Annotated in this window: 19 protein-coding genes and 2 tRNA genes; 5 read left to right on the top strand and 16 right to left on the bottom strand. The window is 44.9% G+C overall.

The annotated features are described in order from the left end of the window. Window positions 1-50: 50 nt before the first annotated feature. On the bottom strand, window positions 51-638 hold the full coding sequence (locus N774_RS0100815; protein WP_242836531.1) for a recombinase family protein: 588 nt from the start codon (window positions 636-638) through the stop codon (window positions 51-53). A 28-nt stretch (window positions 639-666) separates the two neighbouring features. On the opposite strand from N774_RS0100815, the gene N774_RS0100810 reads away from it, so the two are divergent. The 3 genes from N774_RS0100810 to N774_RS16525 all read left to right on the top strand — a co-directional run bounded on the left by N774_RS0100810 (window position 667) and on the right by N774_RS16525 (window position 2,261). Then, window positions 667-1,428: a hypothetical protein gene (locus N774_RS0100810; protein ID WP_196231510.1), complete on the top strand. Its 762-nt coding sequence runs from the start codon at window positions 667-669 to the stop codon at window positions 1,426-1,428. Then, on the top strand, window positions 1,421-1,765 hold the full coding sequence (locus tag N774_RS0100805; RefSeq protein ID WP_024859409.1) for a YolD-like family protein: 345 nt from the start codon (window positions 1,421-1,423) through the stop codon (window positions 1,763-1,765). Before N774_RS0100810 ends, N774_RS0100805 begins: the two co-directional genes overlap by 8 nt. A 136-nt stretch (window positions 1,766-1,901) precedes the next feature. Further along, window positions 1,902-2,261 carry a hypothetical protein gene (locus N774_RS16525; protein ID WP_024859408.1) on the top strand — a complete coding sequence of 120 codons (360 nt, stop codon included), beginning with the start codon at window positions 1,902-1,904 and terminating at the stop codon, window positions 2,259-2,261. A gap of 698 nt (window positions 2,262-2,959) precedes the next feature. Here N774_RS16525 and N774_RS0100795 read toward each other — a convergent pair. Then, entirely contained in the window at window positions 2,960-3,589 is a 630-nt protein-coding gene (locus N774_RS0100795; protein ID WP_024859407.1) for a hypothetical protein, read from the bottom strand. 200 nt (window positions 3,590-3,789) lie between these two features. Between N774_RS0100795 and N774_RS0100790 the strand changes: the two genes are divergently transcribed. Further along, the gene (locus N774_RS0100790; RefSeq protein WP_024859406.1) at window positions 3,790-4,017 is read left to right on the top strand and encodes a hypothetical protein; all 228 of its coding nucleotides are present in this window, start codon (window positions 3,790-3,792) and stop codon (window positions 4,015-4,017) included. Window positions 4,018-4,237: 220 nt separating this feature from the next. Here the strand turns inward: N774_RS0100790 and N774_RS0100785 are convergent. Further along, window positions 4,238-4,326 (bottom strand) — tRNA-Ser (locus N774_RS0100785). A 6-nt stretch (window positions 4,327-4,332) separates the two neighbouring features. Then, window positions 4,333-4,417 (bottom strand) — tRNA-Leu (locus N774_RS0100780). A 248-nt stretch (window positions 4,418-4,665) separates the two neighbouring features. Here N774_RS0100780 and spo0A point away from each other — a divergent pair. Further along, on the top strand, window positions 4,666-5,406 hold the full coding sequence (spo0A, locus tag N774_RS16520) for a sporulation transcription factor Spo0A (RefSeq protein ID WP_037280062.1): 741 nt from the start codon (window positions 4,666-4,668) through the stop codon (window positions 5,404-5,406). Window positions 5,407-5,499: 93 nt separating this feature from the next. Here spo0A and N774_RS0100770 read toward each other — a convergent pair whose 3' ends face one another. The 12 genes from N774_RS0100770 to addA all read right to left on the bottom strand — a co-directional run bounded on the left by N774_RS0100770 (window position 5,500) and on the right by addA (window position 20,172). Further along, window positions 5,500-7,038 (bottom strand): asparagine synthetase B family protein, encoded by a 1,539-nt coding sequence (locus N774_RS0100770; protein WP_024859405.1) that lies wholly within the window; start codon window positions 7,036-7,038, stop codon window positions 5,500-5,502. A 28-nt stretch (window positions 7,039-7,066) separates the two neighbouring features. Beyond that, a complete protein-coding gene (locus N774_RS0100765; RefSeq protein ID WP_024859404.1) occupies window positions 7,067-8,059 on the bottom strand; it encodes an NAD(P)H-dependent glycerol-3-phosphate dehydrogenase in 993 nt (330 codons plus the stop codon). 23 nt (window positions 8,060-8,082) lie between these two features. Beyond that, window positions 8,083-8,763 (bottom strand): glycerol-3-phosphate 1-O-acyltransferase PlsY, encoded by a 681-nt coding sequence (plsY, locus tag N774_RS0100760; protein WP_024859403.1) that lies wholly within the window; start codon window positions 8,761-8,763, stop codon window positions 8,083-8,085. Next, window positions 8,763-10,091: a ribosome biogenesis GTPase Der gene (gene der / locus N774_RS0100755; RefSeq protein WP_024859402.1), complete on the bottom strand. Its 1,329-nt coding sequence runs from the start codon at window positions 10,089-10,091 to the stop codon at window positions 8,763-8,765. Before der ends, plsY begins: the two co-directional genes overlap by 1 nt. 24 nt (window positions 10,092-10,115) lie before the next feature. After that, entirely contained in the window at window positions 10,116-10,889 is a 774-nt protein-coding gene (locus tag N774_RS0100750; protein WP_024859401.1) for a TraX family protein, read from the bottom strand. Between the two features lie 154 nt (window positions 10,890-11,043). Continuing rightward, on the bottom strand, window positions 11,044-11,229 hold the full coding sequence (rpmF, locus tag N774_RS0100745; protein ID WP_019678749.1) for a 50S ribosomal protein L32: 186 nt from the start codon (window positions 11,227-11,229) through the stop codon (window positions 11,044-11,046). Between the two features lie 34 nt (window positions 11,230-11,263). Continuing rightward, window positions 11,264-11,713, bottom strand: a complete 450-nt coding sequence (locus N774_RS0100740) for a YceD family protein (protein WP_024859400.1) — start codon at window positions 11,711-11,713, stop codon at window positions 11,264-11,266. A 94-nt stretch (window positions 11,714-11,807) separates the two neighbouring features. Continuing rightward, the gene (locus N774_RS0100735; RefSeq protein WP_024859399.1) at window positions 11,808-12,215 is read right to left on the bottom strand and encodes a hypothetical protein; all 408 of its coding nucleotides are present in this window, start codon (window positions 12,213-12,215) and stop codon (window positions 11,808-11,810) included. Between the two features lie 70 nt (window positions 12,216-12,285). Next, window positions 12,286-13,620: a glucose-6-phosphate isomerase gene (locus N774_RS0100730; protein WP_024859398.1), complete on the bottom strand. Its 1,335-nt coding sequence runs from the start codon at window positions 13,618-13,620 to the stop codon at window positions 12,286-12,288. A gap of 134 nt (window positions 13,621-13,754) precedes the next feature. Further along, complete coding sequence (locus N774_RS0100725) at window positions 13,755-14,894, bottom strand: D-alanyl-D-alanine carboxypeptidase family protein (RefSeq protein ID WP_024859397.1); 1,140 nt, start codon at window positions 14,892-14,894, stop codon at window positions 13,755-13,757. A 78-nt stretch (window positions 14,895-14,972) separates the two neighbouring features. Next, on the bottom strand, window positions 14,973-15,947 hold the full coding sequence (locus N774_RS17865) for a M15 family metallopeptidase (RefSeq protein WP_024859396.1): 975 nt from the start codon (window positions 15,945-15,947) through the stop codon (window positions 14,973-14,975). 580 nt (window positions 15,948-16,527) lie between these two features. Beyond that, window positions 16,528-20,172 carry a helicase-exonuclease AddAB subunit AddA gene (gene addA, locus N774_RS0100715; protein ID WP_024859395.1) on the bottom strand — a complete coding sequence of 1,215 codons (3,645 nt, stop codon included), beginning with the start codon at window positions 20,170-20,172 and terminating at the stop codon, window positions 16,528-16,530.

Here is a 20,172-nt window from a genome sequence, read left to right as displayed (position 1 = left end):
TTTTTATGATGATAACAATACAGCCTCCTACACGGAGGCTGCTTCTATTGTCACGTTATTTTGTACAGCCTGTAATAGTGTGAACGCGAGATTCCCAGCTCTCTCATCGCTTCGACAGGCTTCTTGTTTCCGCAGCGGACTTCTGCCAACACCTGCTCCCAGTTATCAGGCAGAGGCTTTGAGGGACGTCCAAACTTTATGTTCTTTCGTTTGGCTGCTACTATGCCTTCACGTTGGCGGGCTCGTATCTTGTTACGTTCATTTTCAGCTATCGAACCGAGTACTTCTATCAATATTGCGTTTATCATGTCAAGCACCCAAGCCTGCTCCGGCGGGAAGTCTGTAAGTGTAGTAGGTATATCCAGTATCTTTACACGGATGCCCATATCTTTAAACTGTTCCAGTTCTCGTTTGATGTCAGTCTTGTTTCTGCTCAGTCGATCCAGCTCTTTGATAACAAGGGTATCGCCTTTACGGAGAATCTGTCGTTTGAGATACTGGTATCCTTCACGTTCAGTGTCCTTACCTGAAGCCTTGTCGATGATGATGTTCTGTACAGGCACTCCGAACTTAGTCAGAGCTTCAATCTGCCTGTCCTCGTTTTGTTCTCGCGTAGGTACTAACCTGTATCTTGCCAAGATAGCTATGGATATTGTCGCCAAGCATGTGCCTGAACACATAGGTATTCTTACTGAAGAACTGTATCAGAAGCTTTTATGGAAGCATCAGCCTTTAACTGACTTCTGGAACGTAGGACGTGGAATAGCTGCAAGGCTGGCAAAATATGGTGTATTTGATATGAAAGGTATTACTGAACTTCCTGAGACGTTGTTATATAAGGAATTTGGAGTAAATGCGGAGTTCCTTATTGACCATGCATGGGGACGTGAGCCGTGTACTATGGAAATGATACATAAGTACAGGGGCAAAAGCCGCTCCCTCTCCAACAGTCAGATACTATTCGAGGATTATGATGTGGACGGAGCTCGTATAGTAATGAAGGAAATGGTTGAAAATCTCGTACTTGAGCTGGTGGAGAACAATCTCTACGCCAAGGGAATCTCGCTGTTTATTCGATATTCCAAGGATTGTACTCCTTCATCAGGCGGAGCTATGAAGCTTGTGCAAGCCACCTGCTCAATTAAGAAGATACAGGCAGCATTCAGTAAGCTCTATATTGATAAGGTAAAGATAGGGTACGGTATACGACAGATAGGAATTGCACTAACAAACCTTACATATGAGCCTGATTTGCAGCTTAGCTTCTTCGAGGATCCTGATGACGAAGAAAACGAGAAACAGCTTGAGGTAGCTATGGTCGGAATCCGCAACAGATATGGCAAGAACGCTCTTCTCAAAGGCTTCAATCTCTTTGATAAAGCTACAGGTATGAAACGAAATACTATGGTAGGTGGTCATAATGGATAAGAGGATTACACAGCGGCACGCAGACAGAGCTGTTCAGTTTGCTCCTTTTGCTGCACTTAAAGGTTACTATGAAGCCGTAAGGATACAGGAACGTATAACTGAACCGCGTAAGGAACTGAGTGAGGACGAAGCCGAGGAATTGTCCAATACTCTGAATAAGCTTCGTTTAGGTATAACTGTCAAGATTCGATATTACGACATTGACGCATACACAAACATTGAGGGAGTAGTAACAGAAATCAACATTCCTTATCGCAGGCTTAAGGTCATAAAGACTACTATCCCGTTCGATGACATCTACACCATTGAGATGCTCGGTAAAGACGTATGCTTTTAGAGCATCACCATTTTCCTCCTGAAAACAATCACAACATAGAAGAAATGCTCAGCCGCCCCTTTGTGGGGCGGTTACACATGACTTAAAGAACTACAAAAATGAAGTAATAATCACCAAACGTGAAAGGAGAATTAACATGCGACTTTATGAAGGAATTAAGGACGCAATAGGTATAGCACAAAAAGCTGATAACGTCGAGCTTTACAAACAACTCATTGATTTAAGCTCACAGGCCTTGGATATGCAGACTGAAATAGCAAAACTACGCGAAGAGAATTCAGAACTACAAAAATCCAAAGAAACGGAGCAAAGGTTTGTTAGGCATGAACAGCCGTATTTAACACTGCAAGGTGATAATCAAAAGGTGTGCTACTGCGCTGTATGTTGGGGAAAAGATGAGAAAATGATTCAGATGGACAGAATCAACTGGGATAAAGGTCAAATAAAGCTATATTGCAGCGTTTGCGAGAATCACTGCATTGAATGCGAGCAGTAAGTTATGACTGTCTTTCACTAATACTACGTAGCATACAAAAATGCTTTTACCACTTATACCACTTTTTTCACGCAAAAAATTTTTATGGAACAAAAAAGCCCTCACAGCCGAAACTGTGAGAGCTCTATTTGTTTATTCAGATAAACACATTAACGTGAATATCACGCCAGCTTAGTATTCTGCGCTTAGTGGAGTTTGCGTAAAGGTATTCTTTAGCATCGTCCAGATTCAGCGTAAAATAGCCAATCTGAGTGTATTTTGGAATTACTTTCCTTCGTTGATTGCAGCCTGTGTCGCAACCAGTGAAAAATGAAGTATCAACAGTAATTGTCTGCTATATTTTTCCTACACTTTTCCTACAGTTAGACAATTTTTTCTGCAAAGGCATTACACGGCAAATCTGCTCAAATCCTCGAAATATAGGCGCAAAAAAGTATTTTGATAAACCAGATGAAACTGCGGAATATCCGTCAGCATAGGCTTGTGGTCCCGAAGACCGTGGGTTCGAATCCCATCTCCCACCCTCATGAAATAGGCACTTCTGAATTTTCAGAAGTGCTTTTTTCGTTGTTTTCTAATATTTTTTCTAATATAAGAGATTCCTAATATGAAAGTCCCCGCAACTGCGGGGACTTTACATATCATTTTTCATAAGTAGTTGATCTAACATGGTACCAAGCTGAATTGAAATTCTATTTTTAATCGGTCTCAAATTCGTATAGCTTGCGTTTCTTATTATTATCATCAATTGAATAAATAACTATCCATAAAAAAGCATCGGTGTACTTTGAATATTCACAAGAAATAATATTTTGAAATTCTTCAAATGTTTCAGTATGTTCAACGCTGATACATATTTCAACAGGAAGACCGTCACGCCGCTTCTTTAGCTTGAAATGCGGATTGTATTCTTTTTCAGCAGAATTTGTACTGAAAACGCCATCATATCCACATGTTCGGCTGTCATATATAACATATTCATTTCCACATTCAGAACATTTTACCTTAATCACCTTTATGCAAGCACAAATTGGTTTGGGAGGAATAATAACTTCCTCTTTTGGGCCATTTCTGCTGTGAGTTAGATATACCCAGTGATGTAATACTCCGTTTTCATCCTTGGTACAACTCGAAAAGCATCCGCCCGTAATCGAATAATCCAAAGCATCATAATAAGGTTTGCAAAGTTCCTTTTCGTGTTTATCAAGATAGGATTCATATATATGAAAATGTGTACTACCACATTTACATTTCAAACCAAATGATGTGAAATCGCCTTTTGGCCTCTCATTATATGCTATTTCTTGCAAGTAATTTGGTATTGGCATATTTTTCACCCCACTGTTTATTATATATATTCTGATTTATCATAGTAACCTGCTTACTATCCATATTATACACTGCACTATCGTCCAAAGTCAAGGATACATATAGGGAATATAGCTAATTGAGCATTTCTTTTTCACGTATTTACATTATAACGTTGATATGGTATAATAGGTTACAAGAAACGAAAAAGGAGCTATATATGGGACAGAAAAAAATTATCGACAGGGACACTTACCGAAAGATCAAGAAAATGAACCGAGAGGAGCTGACAAAGTTCATTCTCCAGTACGGGGATGAGCTGCTCGGAGAACAGGGAAAAACAATTGACCTTCCTGCTCTTGAAGCAGAGCTTAGTAAGATCAAAGGTATAGGTGGTAAGCGCCTTGAAGAGATAATGACGGTTATAGAGAAATTCTTGGAAGAATAGATAAATCAAAAACTTATGGGACGGCTTCACGCCGTCCATTTATAATATTTTGATAATTGTTCGTGTGGAATTTCGTGTGGAATAGGTTTGAAAAATGCCTATTCTACGTGAAAATTATTTCTCTAACAGGAAAAATCTTTCAAGTCAGAACATAAAAGAAAAATGACTGAATCCCGCTATTTTACGCGATACAGCCATTCTTCTGACTCATTATTTTGAGCGGACAGAGAGGGATTCGAACCCTCGATACGCTATTAACGTATACACGAGTTCCAGTCGTGCGCCTTAGACCAGCTCAGCCATCTGTCCATACTTTGGTGCGAGTAATGGGACTTGAACCCATACGTCTCTCGACACACGCCCCTCAAACGTGCCTGTCTGCCTATTCCAGCACACTCGCAAAGTACTTTTAATATTATACAGCAAATCGAAACAAAAGTCAATAGCAATAAATATATATTTATTATATTACAAAACAAGGCATTTCATATAACAAAAATGATGATAATAATTCAAAGAACATTAAATTGAAATAATGTTATCCATTGTTTCCTGTTTTTCGACATTTTACGCTAAAAATCCCCCTTGAAAATGCTGTTTAATTGATGTAAAATGTTGTTTGTAGATTAAAAGAAAAGGAGTTAAACCATGGAAAACAAACGAATCAAAGTATTGATCGGTGACGATTCAGCATCAAACGGAGTAAAAGTAGCAGCAACGCTCAGGGAATACGATATGATCGCATTCACCCGAAAGAAACACAGCAGAGCGATACTTGATTCCATTATTAACGACACCCCTGATGTCGTCATTCTCGATCTCACACTGCAGGATACTGATGCCATATGGCTTATGGACCACGTCAGAGAAACTCTTGTAAAAACGCCTGTGTTCATTGTTGTATCTGAGATACAGAACAGCTTTATCGAGCGTCAGGTCATTGAAAACGGAGCTTCATATTTCCTTGCAAAGCCATATGATATTCAGTCACTGCCGTCCATAATCAAGTCGGTATGTACCGTACCGCTTACAGCAGGCTATACCGACACAGAGATAATGGTCACCGAGATAATCCAGAAGCTCGGCGTACCTGCCCACATAAAGGGCTATCATTATCTGCGGACAGCTATTCTCAGTGCCATTGACAACAACAAGCTCATGGAATGCGTAACAAAGCTGCTGTATCCCTGTGTGGCGCAGAAATACGAAACAACATCATCACGAGTCGAAAGAGCTATCCGTCATGCTATAGAGATAGCGTGGGACAGAGGAAACTCAGAAGTAATAAACAGCTTTTTCGGATACACCATCGATAATTATCGGGGACGTCCCACCAACTCTGAGTTTATAGCTCTTGTGACCGATAAGATAAGGCTTCAGCTGAAATAAGCATATATACGGTCGCACAAACTCTCTCCTATGTGACTGTTTATATTATCCAAGCAAAGCCCTCTGTGCATCAATAACACAGAGGGCTTTCTCTTATCTCTTTACGAAATACTCCTCATACCATACAAGGAATGTATAGATCGTCCAGACCTTGCGCCAGTTATCGGAGTTGCCGCCTACATAGTCCTTATATATAGCGTTTATCTCGTCGATATCAAAGAACTGAGCAGCCATATCACTGCTGAACTTAGCTCTTACATCTGCATTATAGCGCTCGTCGGCAAGCCATATTCTTACGGGAACTATAAAGCCCAGCTTCTTTCTGAAAGCTATCTCCTCGGGGAGAACCTTTGCAGCAGCTGTTCTGAATGCAACCTTGTTCTGCTCCTCGTTCACCTTATACTTTGAAGGCATACGCGATGCAATGTCGAAGATTCTTCTGTCTGTAAGAGGCATACGTATCTCCAGACCGCAGGCTGTACTCATCTTGTCAACGTTGAGGTAGATATCGCCCTCCAGCCATATCTGTATATCAACATCGGACATCTTTGTAAGGGGATCAAGTCCCTCAGTCTCGTCGTAGATGTACTTTACAAGGTTTATAGGAAGCACACTGGGATCATAGTGCTTTAATATCTTCTGCTTTTCCTCTTCCTTCATGATGTTGGTATTGCCCACGTAGAAGGTCTTGAGGTTGTCGCCGTAGCGCTCCGCATTGCGGTACATATTGTAGCCGCCGAAGAACTCGTCTGCTCCCTCTCCCGAATAGCAGAGCTTTGTATGCTCGGCAGTAGCCTTGCAGCCAAGTGTGAATACTATAGCGGAAGCGTCGCCTAAAGGCTGCTCCATATTGTACATTACAAAGGGAACGATATCGAAGAAGTCCTTGGGCTGAATATTTGCAACGGAATGCTCGACATTCAGGAGCTCCGCAGTCTTTGCGGCAACACGTGACTCATCGAAACGCTCCTCGTCGTATCCGCAGGAATCCGCTCTCTTTGCGTCGGACATTGCCAGAACATAGGACGAGTCAACGCCGCCTGAGAGGAATGACTCTGCGACTTCATTGTCGTCCTTGACCTCGGGGAAAATATTAGTCAGTGTAGTGTGTATCTCGTCAGCCCATTCATCAAGAGACTTGCTCTCGTCGGGCTTGAATGTGGGAGTCCAGTAGCGCTCAACTGTGAGCTTGCCGTTCTCAAATTCCAGCCAGTGACCGGGCATAAGCTTCTTTACGCCCTTGAAGAATGTGTCCTCACCTGCAACATAGGTAAGTGTCATATAGATCTGGAGCATATCCACATTGAGCTCCTTGACGAAGCCCTCCTGACCGATTATCCTACTGATATTCGTACCGCAGAGAAGTCTGTTGTCGGCAGTGATGTAGTAATAGAAAGGCTTGGTGCCGAACTGATCTCTCAGGCAGAAATACTTGTCTTTATCGGTGTCGTAAAGTGCAAAGGCAAACATTCCGTAGAAATGGTCAGCCATTTCCCTGCCCCACTTCTCGTAAGCCTTTACGATGATAGCCTTTTCGCGCTCCTCACGGGAAAGAGTATTATCAATGCCAAGCTCCTGACAAAGTCCTCTCCAGTTTCTGATATGACCTCTGTAATCGCAGATATTTATCAATTTAATTCACCTCGTATAGTGTCGCTTATTATATTTCTTCGTAGATCTGTGGACGGTTCATAAGTGCGCCCAGTGCGTGTCTTACATCTCCGCCGTTGAAAAGCACCTCATTGAGCTGCTCGGTAATAGGAAGTTCAACGCCGAGACGCTTTGCAAGACCGTATGCAGCCTTGCAGCAGAAATAGCCCTCAACAGTGCCTACGCGTTCAACAGCTTCCTCGGGAGATACTCCCTGACCGATAAGTATGCCTGCACGTCTGTTGCGGCTGTGCATACTTGTACAGGTAACGATAAGGTCTCCGATACCTGTGAGACCGCTGAAAGTTACAGGGTTAGCGCCTGCCGCTTTTCCGAGGCGGGCTATCTCATGGATACCGCGGGTCATAAGTGCAGCCTTGGTGTTGTCACCGTAGCCCAGACCGTCGCATATACCAACGCAGAGAGCAATGATATTCTTGAGAGCTCCGCCTATCTCGCAGCCCTTTACATCGTCGTTGAGATATATCCTCATAAAATTATTGCCGAATTCACGCTGAACATACTCGGCAGCTTCGTGATTCTCAGAGGCTGCAACAACAGTTGTGGGCACGCATCTTGCCACTTCCTCAGCATGGGACGGACCTGAAAGCACTACCATTTTCTTTGTGGGTATCTCCTCACATATGACCTCGCTGAGAGTTTTAAGGCTGCCCTCTTCAAGTCCCTTGCCTGTATTGACAATGACCATATTATCATCGCAGTATGGCGCAGCTTCCTTTGCCACGCTGCGTACAAATGAGGACGGTATGCCGAATACAAGCATATCGCAGCCCTTGATACAGGATATATCGCTTGTCATTGCGATGCTCTCTGACACAGGAACTCCGGGGAGCTTCTGTACATGCTCTCCGTGAGAGCGGATATCATCTATTTCCGACTGGAACTTCGACCATACTGTAACATCATGTTTTCCGCAGTGTTCAGCCATTATTGCAAGTGCAAGACCAAAACCGCCCGAACCGAGTATAACTATTTTTGCCATAGAAGATCACTCCTTACGATAAATCAGTCTCTGCCTATATCTATGGTGTTGAATGTAAATTTATTCTCATTTCCGTCAATAAGTCTCCGGATATTTGTGCGGTGCATATATATGACCATTGCCGCCATTGGCAGTGACAAAAGCATATAGAAACAGCTTCTTCCAAAGGAATAGCCGTCAACTATCCATGACATAAGCAGTGTTGCCAGCGGACAGTATGCTGTTGAGATCATTGACGCAAGTGAAACGTACTTGGATATTGCAAGTATCACTACAAAAATAGCAAGAAGTGCAAGGAATACCTTGTAGTCAACTGCAAGGAATGAAGCTGCTCCCACAAGAACGCCCTTTCCGCCCTTGAAGCCGTAGTATATAGGAAAAACATGTCCTATAATAGCGAAGAGGCCTGCTATATAGCCTATATAGTGGGTATCATTTCCGGGGAGCAAACCTGCGTGTAGCAGGTGGCAGAAGCCTCTTGCAAGGAATACTGCTATAACGCCCTTGAGAAGATCGCCTATGAGAGTAAGGAGGGCACATGGCTTGCCTGCGCATCTCAGGGTATTGGTGAGACCTGCGTTCTTACTGCCCATATCGCGGATATCTCTGCCTGTCATCATTCTGACAACAATGATAGAGAAATTGAGACTGCCGAGGAAATAGCCAAGACCTGCGGCAGCAATAATCGAGAAAAACACCTTCATTATTTATCATTTCCTCCCCTCTCACGGACAATAAAACGAACAGGAGTTCCTTCAAGTCCGAATGTTGAGCGTATTTGATTTTCAATATATCTTCTGTATGAGAAATGGAAAAGGTCTGCCCTGTTTACGAATGTAACGAAGGTAGGCGGCTTTGTGGAGGGCTGAGTCATGTAGTATATTTTCAGTCGTCTGCCCTTGTCTGAGGGGGGCTGAACTCTTGTAGTGGCATAGGCAAGGACATCATTGAGCATACCTGTGGATATTCTCATGCTGTTCTGCTCATATACGTACTTGATAAGCTCATAGAGCTTGTTGATACGCTGCCCTGTCTTTGCGGAGATAAATACAAAGGGTACGTATGACATGAAGCTGAAGTCGTTTTCCAGCTTTGTTCTGTACTCCTGCATGGTCTTATCGTCCTTTTCGATGAGATCCCACTTGTTGACAGCTACAACGCAGGCTTTTCCCTGTTCGTGAGCGTAGCCCGCTACCTTTGAATCCTGCTCTGTGAAGCCCTCAGAGGCGTCAAGCATAATTACGCACACATCAGCTCTGTCAACAGCCATATATGCACGGAGAACGCTGTAATGCTCCACCTTTTCCGTGACCTTTGACTTCTTGCGGATACCTGCTGTATCGATGAAAACGAACTTGCCGAACTCATTCTCGATGACTGTATCCGTTGAATCACGGGTAGTTCCCGCAATATCGGAAACTATAACGCGCTCCTCGCCTGCTATCTTGTTGATAAGTGAGGACTTTCCTGCGTTAGGCTTACCGATAACGGCTACCTTGATGTGATCCTCTCCGTAATCCGCCTCCTCACCGTCAGGCAGGCTCTCATATACTTTGTCCAGCATATCGCCTGTACCGTGTCCGTGAACGGAGGATATAGGATAGGGATCGCCCAGTCCCAGATTATAGAACTCGTAAAGCTCCAGCGGAGGGTCTCCGAGATTATCAACTTTATTTACAGCAAGAACAATAGGCTTGCCGCTTTTCAGGAGCATCTGTGCCACAGCGTAATCGTCAGCGGTAACTCCGCAGCGAATATCGGTGACAAAGACGATAACGTCAGCCTTTTCGATAGCAAGCTCCGACTGTCTTCTCATCTGTGCAAGGATAACGTCGTTGCTGTCAGGCTCAATACCGCCTGTATCCACCACCATGAACTCCTTGCCGCGCCATTCACACTTAGAGTAGATACGGTCGCGTGTAACACCGGGAGTATCCTCTACGATAGATAAGCGCTGTCCTATAAGCTTGTTGAAAAGTGTGGACTTTCCTACATTAGGACGTCCAACAACTGCAACTATCGGTAATGACATTACATTGCTCTCCTTTCTCTCTTTTTATTTCAAAACCAGTCTCAGTATCACTGCCAGCCATAAATGGGCAGGATAGAATATATAGAAAAACCACTTGGAAAATTTCGGGAATCTTCCCTTTTTTCCGTTATAAAATACGGTCATCAGGGCATATGCCGCAGCAAAGTCGAATATATGCACAGCTGTGACCTCTATCATTATAGGCTTTAAGCCCTGTATACAGTAAGGTATGAAGCTCATCAGGATATAAGCTGCCCATACCGAGCTGTACCATATGAGCCTTGCCTTTGGCTTTTCGCGGAAAATATGGAGTCCCAGCACAGTGAGCGGACCGAATATCATCCACTCGGAAACAAGGACTGCCGTAGCTCCGCATATCAGCATCACAAGGGCGATGCGCTGCCAGAGCTTGAAATGGCTCTCCCAAGCGCACAGTGTAAGCAGACAGAAAAACAGGGTGAACATGATGTTAGCGCCCCACCAGCCTGTTATAGGTCCCCACAAAATGGTAAAGGGCACCTGTGTTATACACGCGAACAGGAACAGCCTCTGAGCGTATTTCTTCACGGAACGGGTATACTTGTAGCCGTCGGCAATAAAGAAAAACATAACAGGCGGAGTAAGCAGACTCAGCTCGATGAATATCCTCTGCCATAAGGGGCAGTCCTCAAACAGACCGTCGGGCGGTGTATCGCCCACGCTGAGCCATGCAAAGAGGTGTCCCCAGAACATGAAAAATATAATGATATACTTTATCACATCGCGGTTTATGACTTTTAGCCTGCTGTCCTTTTCCATATTCTCCCCCAAAAGCCGATATATTTACACTGCGTCAGCTCACAGCTGTATTATACGAATATAAGCTTTCATAAGCACTGAGATATCCGCTGAAACTTAAAAAGGAGAGAAGGATCCACTCCTCCTCTCCTTCTCTTTTATCGGATCAAGCCGATTATTCAGCGTCGATCTTAAGGACCTCAACGCCCTTATAGAATCCGCAGTTTTTGCAAACCTTATGCGGAGCCTTATATGCGCCGCAGTTGTCACACTTGGACATTGCGGGTGCTTCAAGCTTCCATACAGCACTGCGTCTCTTATCGCGTCTTGCCTTAGAAGTTTTTCTCTTTGGTACAGCCATTCTGGCACCTCCTTACAGAGCCTCACGGCTCAGATTAATTAAGATGATCACACTGAGTCTCATTCAGGTCGCAGCCGCATACCATACAAAGTCCCTTGCAGTCTTCCCTGCAAAGCACCTTAGTCGGCAGGCTGAGAAGAATATCGTTCAGTGCAACTTCATTCAATTCAATGCTCTCGCCGTCTGCCACAAGATAATCATCGTTATCGTCGTTGCTGACGGAAGGAACAACAATATGATCGAAAGAAAGATCATAGTCCTCGGAAAACTCTTTCAGACACCTGTCGCAGGTGTGAAGAAGCTTGAATACAGCGGTATAGTCAAGATAGACTACACCTGCTCTGTTGTAGAATTTTCCGCTGAGACTAACGTCCGAACCAAAGGAAAAACCTTTTATATCATTGAATTCGTCTGCGGTTATCTCATAGGAGAAATCTTTTTTCTCTCCGACAATATTGAATATCTGCTTTAAATTGATCTTCATATAACAATCCTTCAGAGCACTATAAGATATATTATACACCAAATGACTTTATCTGTCAATACTTCGGTGTAAAAATTTCAAATTTTTCGCAGAATTACTTGATGAACTGCTTAACGCTCTCGGGAAGCTCTGCATCATCAGCAGAAACTGTGAATACGATAGTAGCCTCTTCGCCTGTGAGCTTGTCCAGCTTCTCGAAAAGTCCGCCAAGAGCATCGTAATCTCTGCCAACGATCTTGAGGATACCGTCAACAAAAACGTCCTTGATATCGTAGTTGCCTGCCAGCATACCTGCTACAAAGCCGTAGAATGCATCTACACCCTCGATAGCAAAGCTCTCTGTATCGCACCATCTAACTCTGAAGCTGATAGAACGTCTGATATTATCGCCCTTTTCGATGCAAACGAGGTTGCCGTTTGTAGACTTTACAGCCTCGTTGATCTGGTCGATGAGTATCTTTGTCTTACCTGTGCCTTTTTTGCCTGTAATAAGTTTAATCATAATTTACTCCTTCCGTGCCTTGCGGCATTTGTGACGTATTATATTTTGTATTATGAGCTAAACGGACCTATCAGCCGAGCTTAGCTTCAAGAGCTGCCTTTGCGCCCTCATATCCGGGCTTGCCGAGAAGTGCAAACATATTGGACTTATAGCTTTCAACACCCGGCTGATTGAAAGGATTAACTCCGAGAACATAGCCTGAGATAGCACAAGCTTTCTCAAAGAAGTAGATCATGTAGCCTACATTTTCCTCTGTAGTATCATCAAGCTCGAGTATGATATTTGGAACACCGCCCTCTGTATGAGCGAGAACTGTACCCTCGAAAGCCTTTCTGTTTACGATGGACATATTCTGGTTTGTAAGGAAGTTGAGTCCGTCAAGGTTCTCTGCGTCGGGCTCCAGGAAGAGATCAGTCTTGGGCTTCTTGATATCAACGACTGTCTCGAAGAGGATTCTTGCACCGTCCTGGATATACTGGCCCATTGAGTGAAGATCTGTTGAGAAAACAGCTGCTGACGGGAATATACCCTTGTTGTCCTTGCCCTCGCTCTCGCCGAAGAGCTGCTTGTACCACTCAGACATCATTACGAAGCTTGGGTCGTAAGAAACCAGCATTTCAACTGACTTGCCCTTTCTATAAAGGATATTTCTGAGTGCAGCATACTTATAGCAGTCGTTGTTGTCGAAATCAGCGCAGAAATCAGCCTGTGCCTTAGCGGCACCCTTCATAAGAGCGTCGATGTCACAGCCTGCAACTGCGATAGGAAGCAGACCAACAGCTGTAAGAACTGAGAAACGTCCTCCTACATCGTCAGGGATAACGAAAGTCTCGTAACCCTCAGCGTCAGAGAGGTTCTTGAGAGTTCCTCTTGCCTTGTCTGTAGTAGCGAAAATACGGTTCTTAGCCTCTTTCTTGCCGTATTTATCCTCAACCATTTTCTTGAAGATCCTGAAAGCAAGAGCGGGCTCTGTAGTAGTACCTGACTTAGAGATAACGTTTACAGAGAAGTCCTTACCCTCACAGAGTGCAATGATCTCGTTAAGGTAAGCAGGGTTGATGCTGTTTCCAACGTAGTAGATATCAGGTGTGTCCTTCTTCATATTGTTATAAAGAGGAGACTTGAGAAGCTCGATAGCTGCTCTTGCACCGAGATATGAACCACCGATACCGATAACGATAAGGATATCGGAATTTGCCTTTATTCTCTCGGCAGCTGCCTTGATACGTGCAAATTCTTCCTTATCATAGGCTGTAGGGAGCTCTACCCAGCCTAAAAAGTCATTGCCCAGACCTGACTTGCTGTGAAGTGACTGAGCAGCAGCCTCTACCTGAGCCTTGATGCCTGTCAGCTCGTCAGCATTGACGAAGTCCTTCAAGTATTTGGTGTTGAGTTTTAAAGACATTAGAATTTACCTCCAATATGTATGAAAAGCCATACAAATATAATTTACCATCTTTATGATACTATATTTTCGGATTTTTTTCAAGCCCTTTGCGTAACAATTTCAACATTTGTATATTTATAACAATTATTCTCTTATTTTTCCATCATTTTCTCCAACAGCTTACCCAAAACATAACTGTAGCTCAGCTTGGGAACGGCGCTTTTAGTAAGCAGTTCAGTCTCATAGACAAGCATATCGTCATTATAGAAGGCTGCCGTACCGATTGGCTGACCAATTCTTACGGGAGCTGTCAGGTATTCGGGGATGACCACACGGGCACGAAGCTCTCCCGAGCCCTTTGGAACAGCCGCTTTTCCCTGCTCTTTCAGGTATATCTCAACAGCTGAAGCAGTTCCGTTTTTCACCTTTACGGGAGCAAGCATCTCGTCGGGGAACATGGTAAAGGTCACCTTATAGCCGCTGAAGCCGCTGCGCAAAAGCCTTTTTGCCGTCCCGAAGGATATATCCTCATTCTCAGAACCAAGAACTACCGAGACAAAAGTACTGCCCTTTTCGTTTCTGCCGCCCTCCGCAATGCAGTATCCCGCTTCATCGGAATGGCAGGCCTTGAAGCCGATGTGTCGGTCGTACGTCCTTGTGAGAGTGTTCTCGCTGACAAGCTCTGTTCTACCGCCCTTTACGAAGTCACGCCACGTTGTAAACATGGGCGCAAGGAAGTCGTACTCCGCCAGCTGACAGCATATCACCGCCATATCATGGGCTGTGGTGTACTCATCGGGCGAATAATACCCATAAGGCGAAACGAACCTTGTATCGCGGAGTCCAAGGTCAAAAGCCTTTGCGTTCATGTCCATGACGAAGCTCTCGATACTCCCCGCTGACTTCTCCGCAAGAACGGTCATTGCGTCGTTGGCGTTGCCGATAATAACGCTTTTGAGGAGTTCTTCAACTGTTATTTTGTCGCCGCTTTCAAGCCATATCACCGCACCTTTGGTATTTGTAACGCTCTCGGAAGCCGTAAGCTCGTCAGCAAGGGAATACTCCCCATTCTGTATATCCTCGGCAATGAGCAGGACGCTCATAAGCTTTGTGAGATAGCTCCCGTTGAGCCGTTTATCGGCGTTGAGCTCATTGAGTACCGTATGTGTTTCGGCTTCCATGAGCACATATGCCTTAGGCTCAGGCTCTTCACTTTCCACAGCTCCCATAAATAAAGCCGAAAATACGCATATTGCAATAAAAGCAGCCCAGGTCCGTAATTTTCTCAGCATATTCATCACCTCACAGGATAATATGCGATTTTTTGCAAAAAAATGAAAAAAGGAGCAGCAACAAGCTGCTCCCTTATATTATTCATTTTTTAAAGCGGTGATAATGAACGCGTCCTTATTATCGCCTGTAATCTCGTAATTACCCGATATCGGTACTCTCGTTTTGTACTTCTCGTCGTTTCCGGTAACAGAGTACACCTGATATCCCTTATTATTGAACGTAAAGGAATAGGGCTCTTCAAAGGTATACTGCTCAAGGAAGTCAACGTACTCTTCCAGACACATTTCCTTTTTAGCCATTATTGCCGCGTGTACCTCACCCACGTATCTGAGATGCCACGGACAATATTCATTGCCTGTCTTGTCCTTCTTATTCTGCGGATACCTTACTATAAATCCGTACTTCCAGCAGTTCTCAACTATCCAGCCCTCTGTATCATATCCGTCGTATGACAGCACAGAGCCATAGGCATTAAGTGCGAGGTCTACGCAGTAACCTGCCTTGGACTCGCTGAAAGACTTTGGGCAGTATGAATTTTCACCTGTATATGTATCGGTAGTTCCGTATACGATAAAATCAGCTAAAGCAGTCTGGTTTGCATAATCCTCCATCATGGAGTTGAGTGCCTCTGCCGCGTCCTCGTTGAGGAATACCTCCTCGTCAACAAGGGTATAGAATTCGTTCTTCTCTTCCGACAGGTCAACCAGTGCTTTACTGTTTTCCTCTTTAGCGGGAGCGCTTTCGGTATATATTGCAAGCAATCCTTCTGCAAGATCATTTTTTGAGATCTCGTACTCAGAATAGCCAAGATACTTCACACCTTCAAAGGCAGTTGTCATTTCGTCGGTTGTTCCCAGCGAAAGGCTGCTTCCCGTAGGTGCTTCCTCCTGAGCTTCTGAGCTGCGGAATGTTCCGTTAATTGTAAGATTGTAGGGCTGCTGTGATGCCAGACTTCTTCTGAGCGTATCAGCTCCTGAAAGTGTGACCACAATAGCGCCCATAGCCAGCAGTACTCTGCTGAGCCTGAGCTTCTTTTTCTTTGGCTCCTGCATTTTGATTATATCCTCCGATTTTTTGTTCTACATCATAAAATAATACTGTGGTTATCTTTCTGTAGGCGCTTTTTTCTTTTTCCGCCGATCATTCAGACGCATTGTGCATCTGAGTATTATTTATGTTTTATCAGAATAGCATTCAGCCAATTTGTCTTTGATCCTGTCCCCCGACCTGTCCGTCGGCAGGGAAATAAAAAAGACACTGCTGTTTTCCTGCCTGTTCTGTAGAAACTCGGAAATAAAGGTGCGACACCTTTTATGTCAGCCTGAACCGATAACAGGTCATGCAGAAACAGTACGTCTGCAAAAGCCTGCACTCAGCCCATAGTCATGACTCCGAAAAATATTAGAACTTTAAAGGAAAACCGCTGTGCCTGTATATTTTTATAAGCATTGCGATATTTGTTTCCTTCTTTTGTTCATTCTACACCATAATATTATATATCTCTGTATCTTATATTATAGTACACAAAAAAATTCTTGTCAACATTTTTTTCATATTCTCCGAATTAGACAAAAACTATGTTCTATCTTATACAGACAGCACAAAGAGCTCCCCTTTCGGAGAGCTCTGTCCTCATAGTTCAACATTTATGCTGTCTTTAAGCTCAAATGAGTAGAGCAGCATTTCCTTGACCTTTTTGCCTGTAGTCAGCTCTATTGCCGCCTTGTAGAGCTTCAGCTGCATGGAATAACGCTCTTTCAGCGCCGCAAGAGATACTCCCCTGTCGGACTTGTAATCAACTATTACAATGCCATCTGGCTCCTCAAACATAAGGTCTATGATGCCCTTTATCATACCGTCGGACTTTTTAAGCCTGTCGAGAGTTTCGTTCTCTACGTTGAGCTGAGAGACTGCGACCATGAATTTCTTCTCCCTCACATATCGCAGAGAGCTCTTTATCCTGCCGTACAGCGGGCTTTTGAAGAACGCCGAGACATTCTCCGCGCTTATGGACTCAGCCTCAGCAGGACTTATATAGCCTTTCTGAGAGACATTTGCTATCTCCGCCTCGGGAGCTTCAATAGCGCTGTCAAAATCGCAGTACTGGAAGAATGTATGTATTGCTGTTCCCCGCTCAGCGCCTGTGAGCTTTGAGCCCTCGGACTTGAACCTTGGACGTTTCAGCCTGAAATCGAAGCTGTCGTCGTTCTCTTTCAGCTTCTTTGTTATCTGGGTAACACTGAGCTTTGCAGGAGTTTCGGAGAGAGTCCTGTCATACCGGAAATCTATGAGCTCTTTCATGCGGGCGATAAGCTCAACGTCAGGGACTGCTTCATCTTCGACTGTTTCTTCCTCGGTAAGCTCCGCAGCACCAGTATCGGCTATCTCATATTCAAATAGCTTATCAGCTGATATGCCTGCTCCGAGCCTGCTCACATCAAGTCCAAGCTGCTGAGCTATATCCCCAAACTCAGTGCTGCGTACAACAGCCGCCCACAGCCAGTCGGAGAAGCTCTTAGCCTCCGACACCCATTCGGTTATATCGTCATTGTGGAGCATACAGCTTTCAATGAGCGCATTCACGCGTTTCAGCGCCTTTTCACTGCATTTCAGATTGATGAAGAGCTGCTGCTGAGCTCTTGTAAGTCCTACATAGAGCAGTCTCATTTCCTCGCTGCGGGTCGCCTTTTCTTCCTCGGCAGACAGCATGGTCTGCTGAAACGTCCTGTATTTGCGGAACAGCGTGGGGTCATATAGCACATAGCCTATCCTGCCGTCGTCGCTGCACATAACAGTTTTGGAATCAAACTTGAAGTTCACAGAGGTCTCGGCTATGAAAACAAATGGGAATTCCAGTCCCTTTGAGCGATGCAGGGTAAGCACGCTGACGTACTCCCCCGATGAAGCGGATATTTTTCCCTGTGCGTAATCGCCGTTCTCCATAACTCTGTCCAGGTGACGCAGGAATCCGTTCAAGCCTCCTGTGCCGTCAAAGGCTGCGGAGTTCTCGTAATTCTGGGCGTATTGGATAAGTACGCGAAGGTTCGCACGCTTCTGGTCGCCGTCGCTGTAGAGCTGCATAACGGATATGAAATCCGTGGTGTCGTATATCTCGCCGATAAGCTCTCCGAGAGTCATAGTCACCGAATCAAGCCTGAATTCGTCAAGGGATTCAAGGAATTCCATACAGTGCTCCCTCAGAAACATATCCGTGCATTCCTCATAATCGCCCTCTGCAAGTCCGCGTATTATAGCAAAGAGCGCCCTGTGCTTATCAAGAGACTTTATCACCGCAAGGTCAGAGATACTGAACATATACATTGGCGAGGTCATAACAGCCGCCATAGGTATATCCTGCAAAGGGTTGCTGATAACTCTCAGCAGGTCGATGAGAACTGCTATCTCTCGGGATTTGAGATAGCCTGCTTCCTCGTTGCCCTTTGCAGGCACGCCAAGTCTGTTCAGCTCGTCCGCATAAGCATTTATGTAAGAGTTATTTCTGACGAGAATACAGAAGTCCGACGGTCTGCAGGGACGCTGAGTGCCGTCCCTGTCCGTGACAAGAACGCCATCTTTAAGCATTTGTGCAATCTTCTGCGCCGTAAATACAGCTTCGCGGTCAGCCTTTGCGTCAGTATTAGCGCTGTCGTCCTCCACCTCGCTGGGCTCGTCATTTATAAACGAGATATGGGTAATGCGGTCGCTTCCGTCCGCCGCTGAGAACTGCTCCGCACCGAAATAGAGCATTTCGTCGCTGTTATAGTCTATATCGCCGCAGTTCTCGCTCATTATCTGCGAAAAAACATAGTTTACGAAGTCGATGACCTGAGGCGAACTGCGGAAGTTCTTATTAAGAGTTATGTACTGGTTCTTGCTGACGCTGTCGGCTGAATATCTGTCCGCGCCTTTAAGAGTGGTTATGAAGTTCCGCGGATTAGCCAGTCTGAAACGGTAAATAGACTGCTTTACGTCGCCTACAAGAAAAACATTGTCCCCGTAAAGGGGCTCCCCGTTTTCGCTGAGCTTGTAATCCTTGGATATAAGCTTGAATATCAGATCCTGCTTGTTGTTGGAGTCCTGATACTCGTCGATCATGATTATATCGTAATAGTCGGCTATCTTTTCTGCCGCCTCCGACTGTATTATCCTGCCATTTTCGTCCTCGGCAGCCAGTATATCCAGTGCAAGGCGCTCGCCGTCGTCGAAGCTGAGGGCGTTTTTCTCACACTTTTTCTCCCAGACTATCTCGTGGTACTTTTTCAGCATCTCCATAAGAACAGCCGTTACCTCGCCGCTCTCGGCAAAGTCGCTGTCCAGCGACGTTATGCTGCTTACGACCTTGGAAACAGTCTTTTTTATAATATCTCGCTTTTTCTTGAATATCTCCCTCAGCGCCTTGTCGTGGACAGTTTTCCCCACTCTCACAAGGTCTGCAAAGCTCTCAGCTTTTGCACACTCCTCTAATGTGGGGATACGTCCGCTTCTGAACACTCCGAGAAGATCGGATACATTGTCGTAATCGTTCTCAGCCTGCTCATAGGACTTTACTGCCGCAGGAGCTGACATATCAGGGAATATGCGGCTTATCATGCCCAAATTATCATCAGCAGTCCTCAGCGCCGATTCAAGCTGACGGGTAAGAGTTTCAATAAGCTTTTGATAATATATGGAATCCTCAAAGTCGGTATTGTAGTTGGCGACGGCTTTTTCCAGCCATTTATCCGACATAGCCACCGATGAAAGGAAATTATCGGCACGCTCAATGACCTCTACAAGGCGCTTTTCGTCCTTGATGCAGAAGCTGTCGTACATAAAGGATATTTTGTCGTACTCGTTCTTGCTGTAGTAGTTGATAAGCTCCTCAAGGGCACGGGCTCTCAGCACCTTGTTGTCGGTGTCGTCGAGAACGCTGAACCCCGAGGTTATGCCGTTTTCGCCGATGTTGTCCCTGATAAGATCGAAGCAGAAAGAGTTGATAGTGGATATTCTTGCGCTCTGGAGAAGTATCTGCTGTTTCAGCAGATGACGGTCGTCGGGGCGATCGTTTATAATAGCGCGGAGCTTGCTGTCAAGGCGCTTTTTCAGCTCCGCTGCGGCGTCGTTGGTAAATGTTACCACTACCATTCTGTCCGCACGGACTCCCGAATCCTTGTCCGCTATGAGCTGAACAAGTCTTTCCGTAAGTACAGCGGTCTTGCCGCTTCCTGCGGCTGCGGATACGATAAGTGACGTATCTCTGGCGTCTATTGCGTTCTGCTGCTGTTGGGTCCAGCCCAT

It is taken from the genome of Ruminococcus flavefaciens AE3010, assembly GCF_000526795.1.
Lineage (GTDB): Bacteria > Bacillota > Clostridia > Oscillospirales > Ruminococcaceae > Ruminococcus > Ruminococcus flavefaciens_D.
The sequence above is the reverse complement of the archived record's forward strand: the minus strand, read 5'-3'. Positions and strand labels throughout refer to the sequence as shown.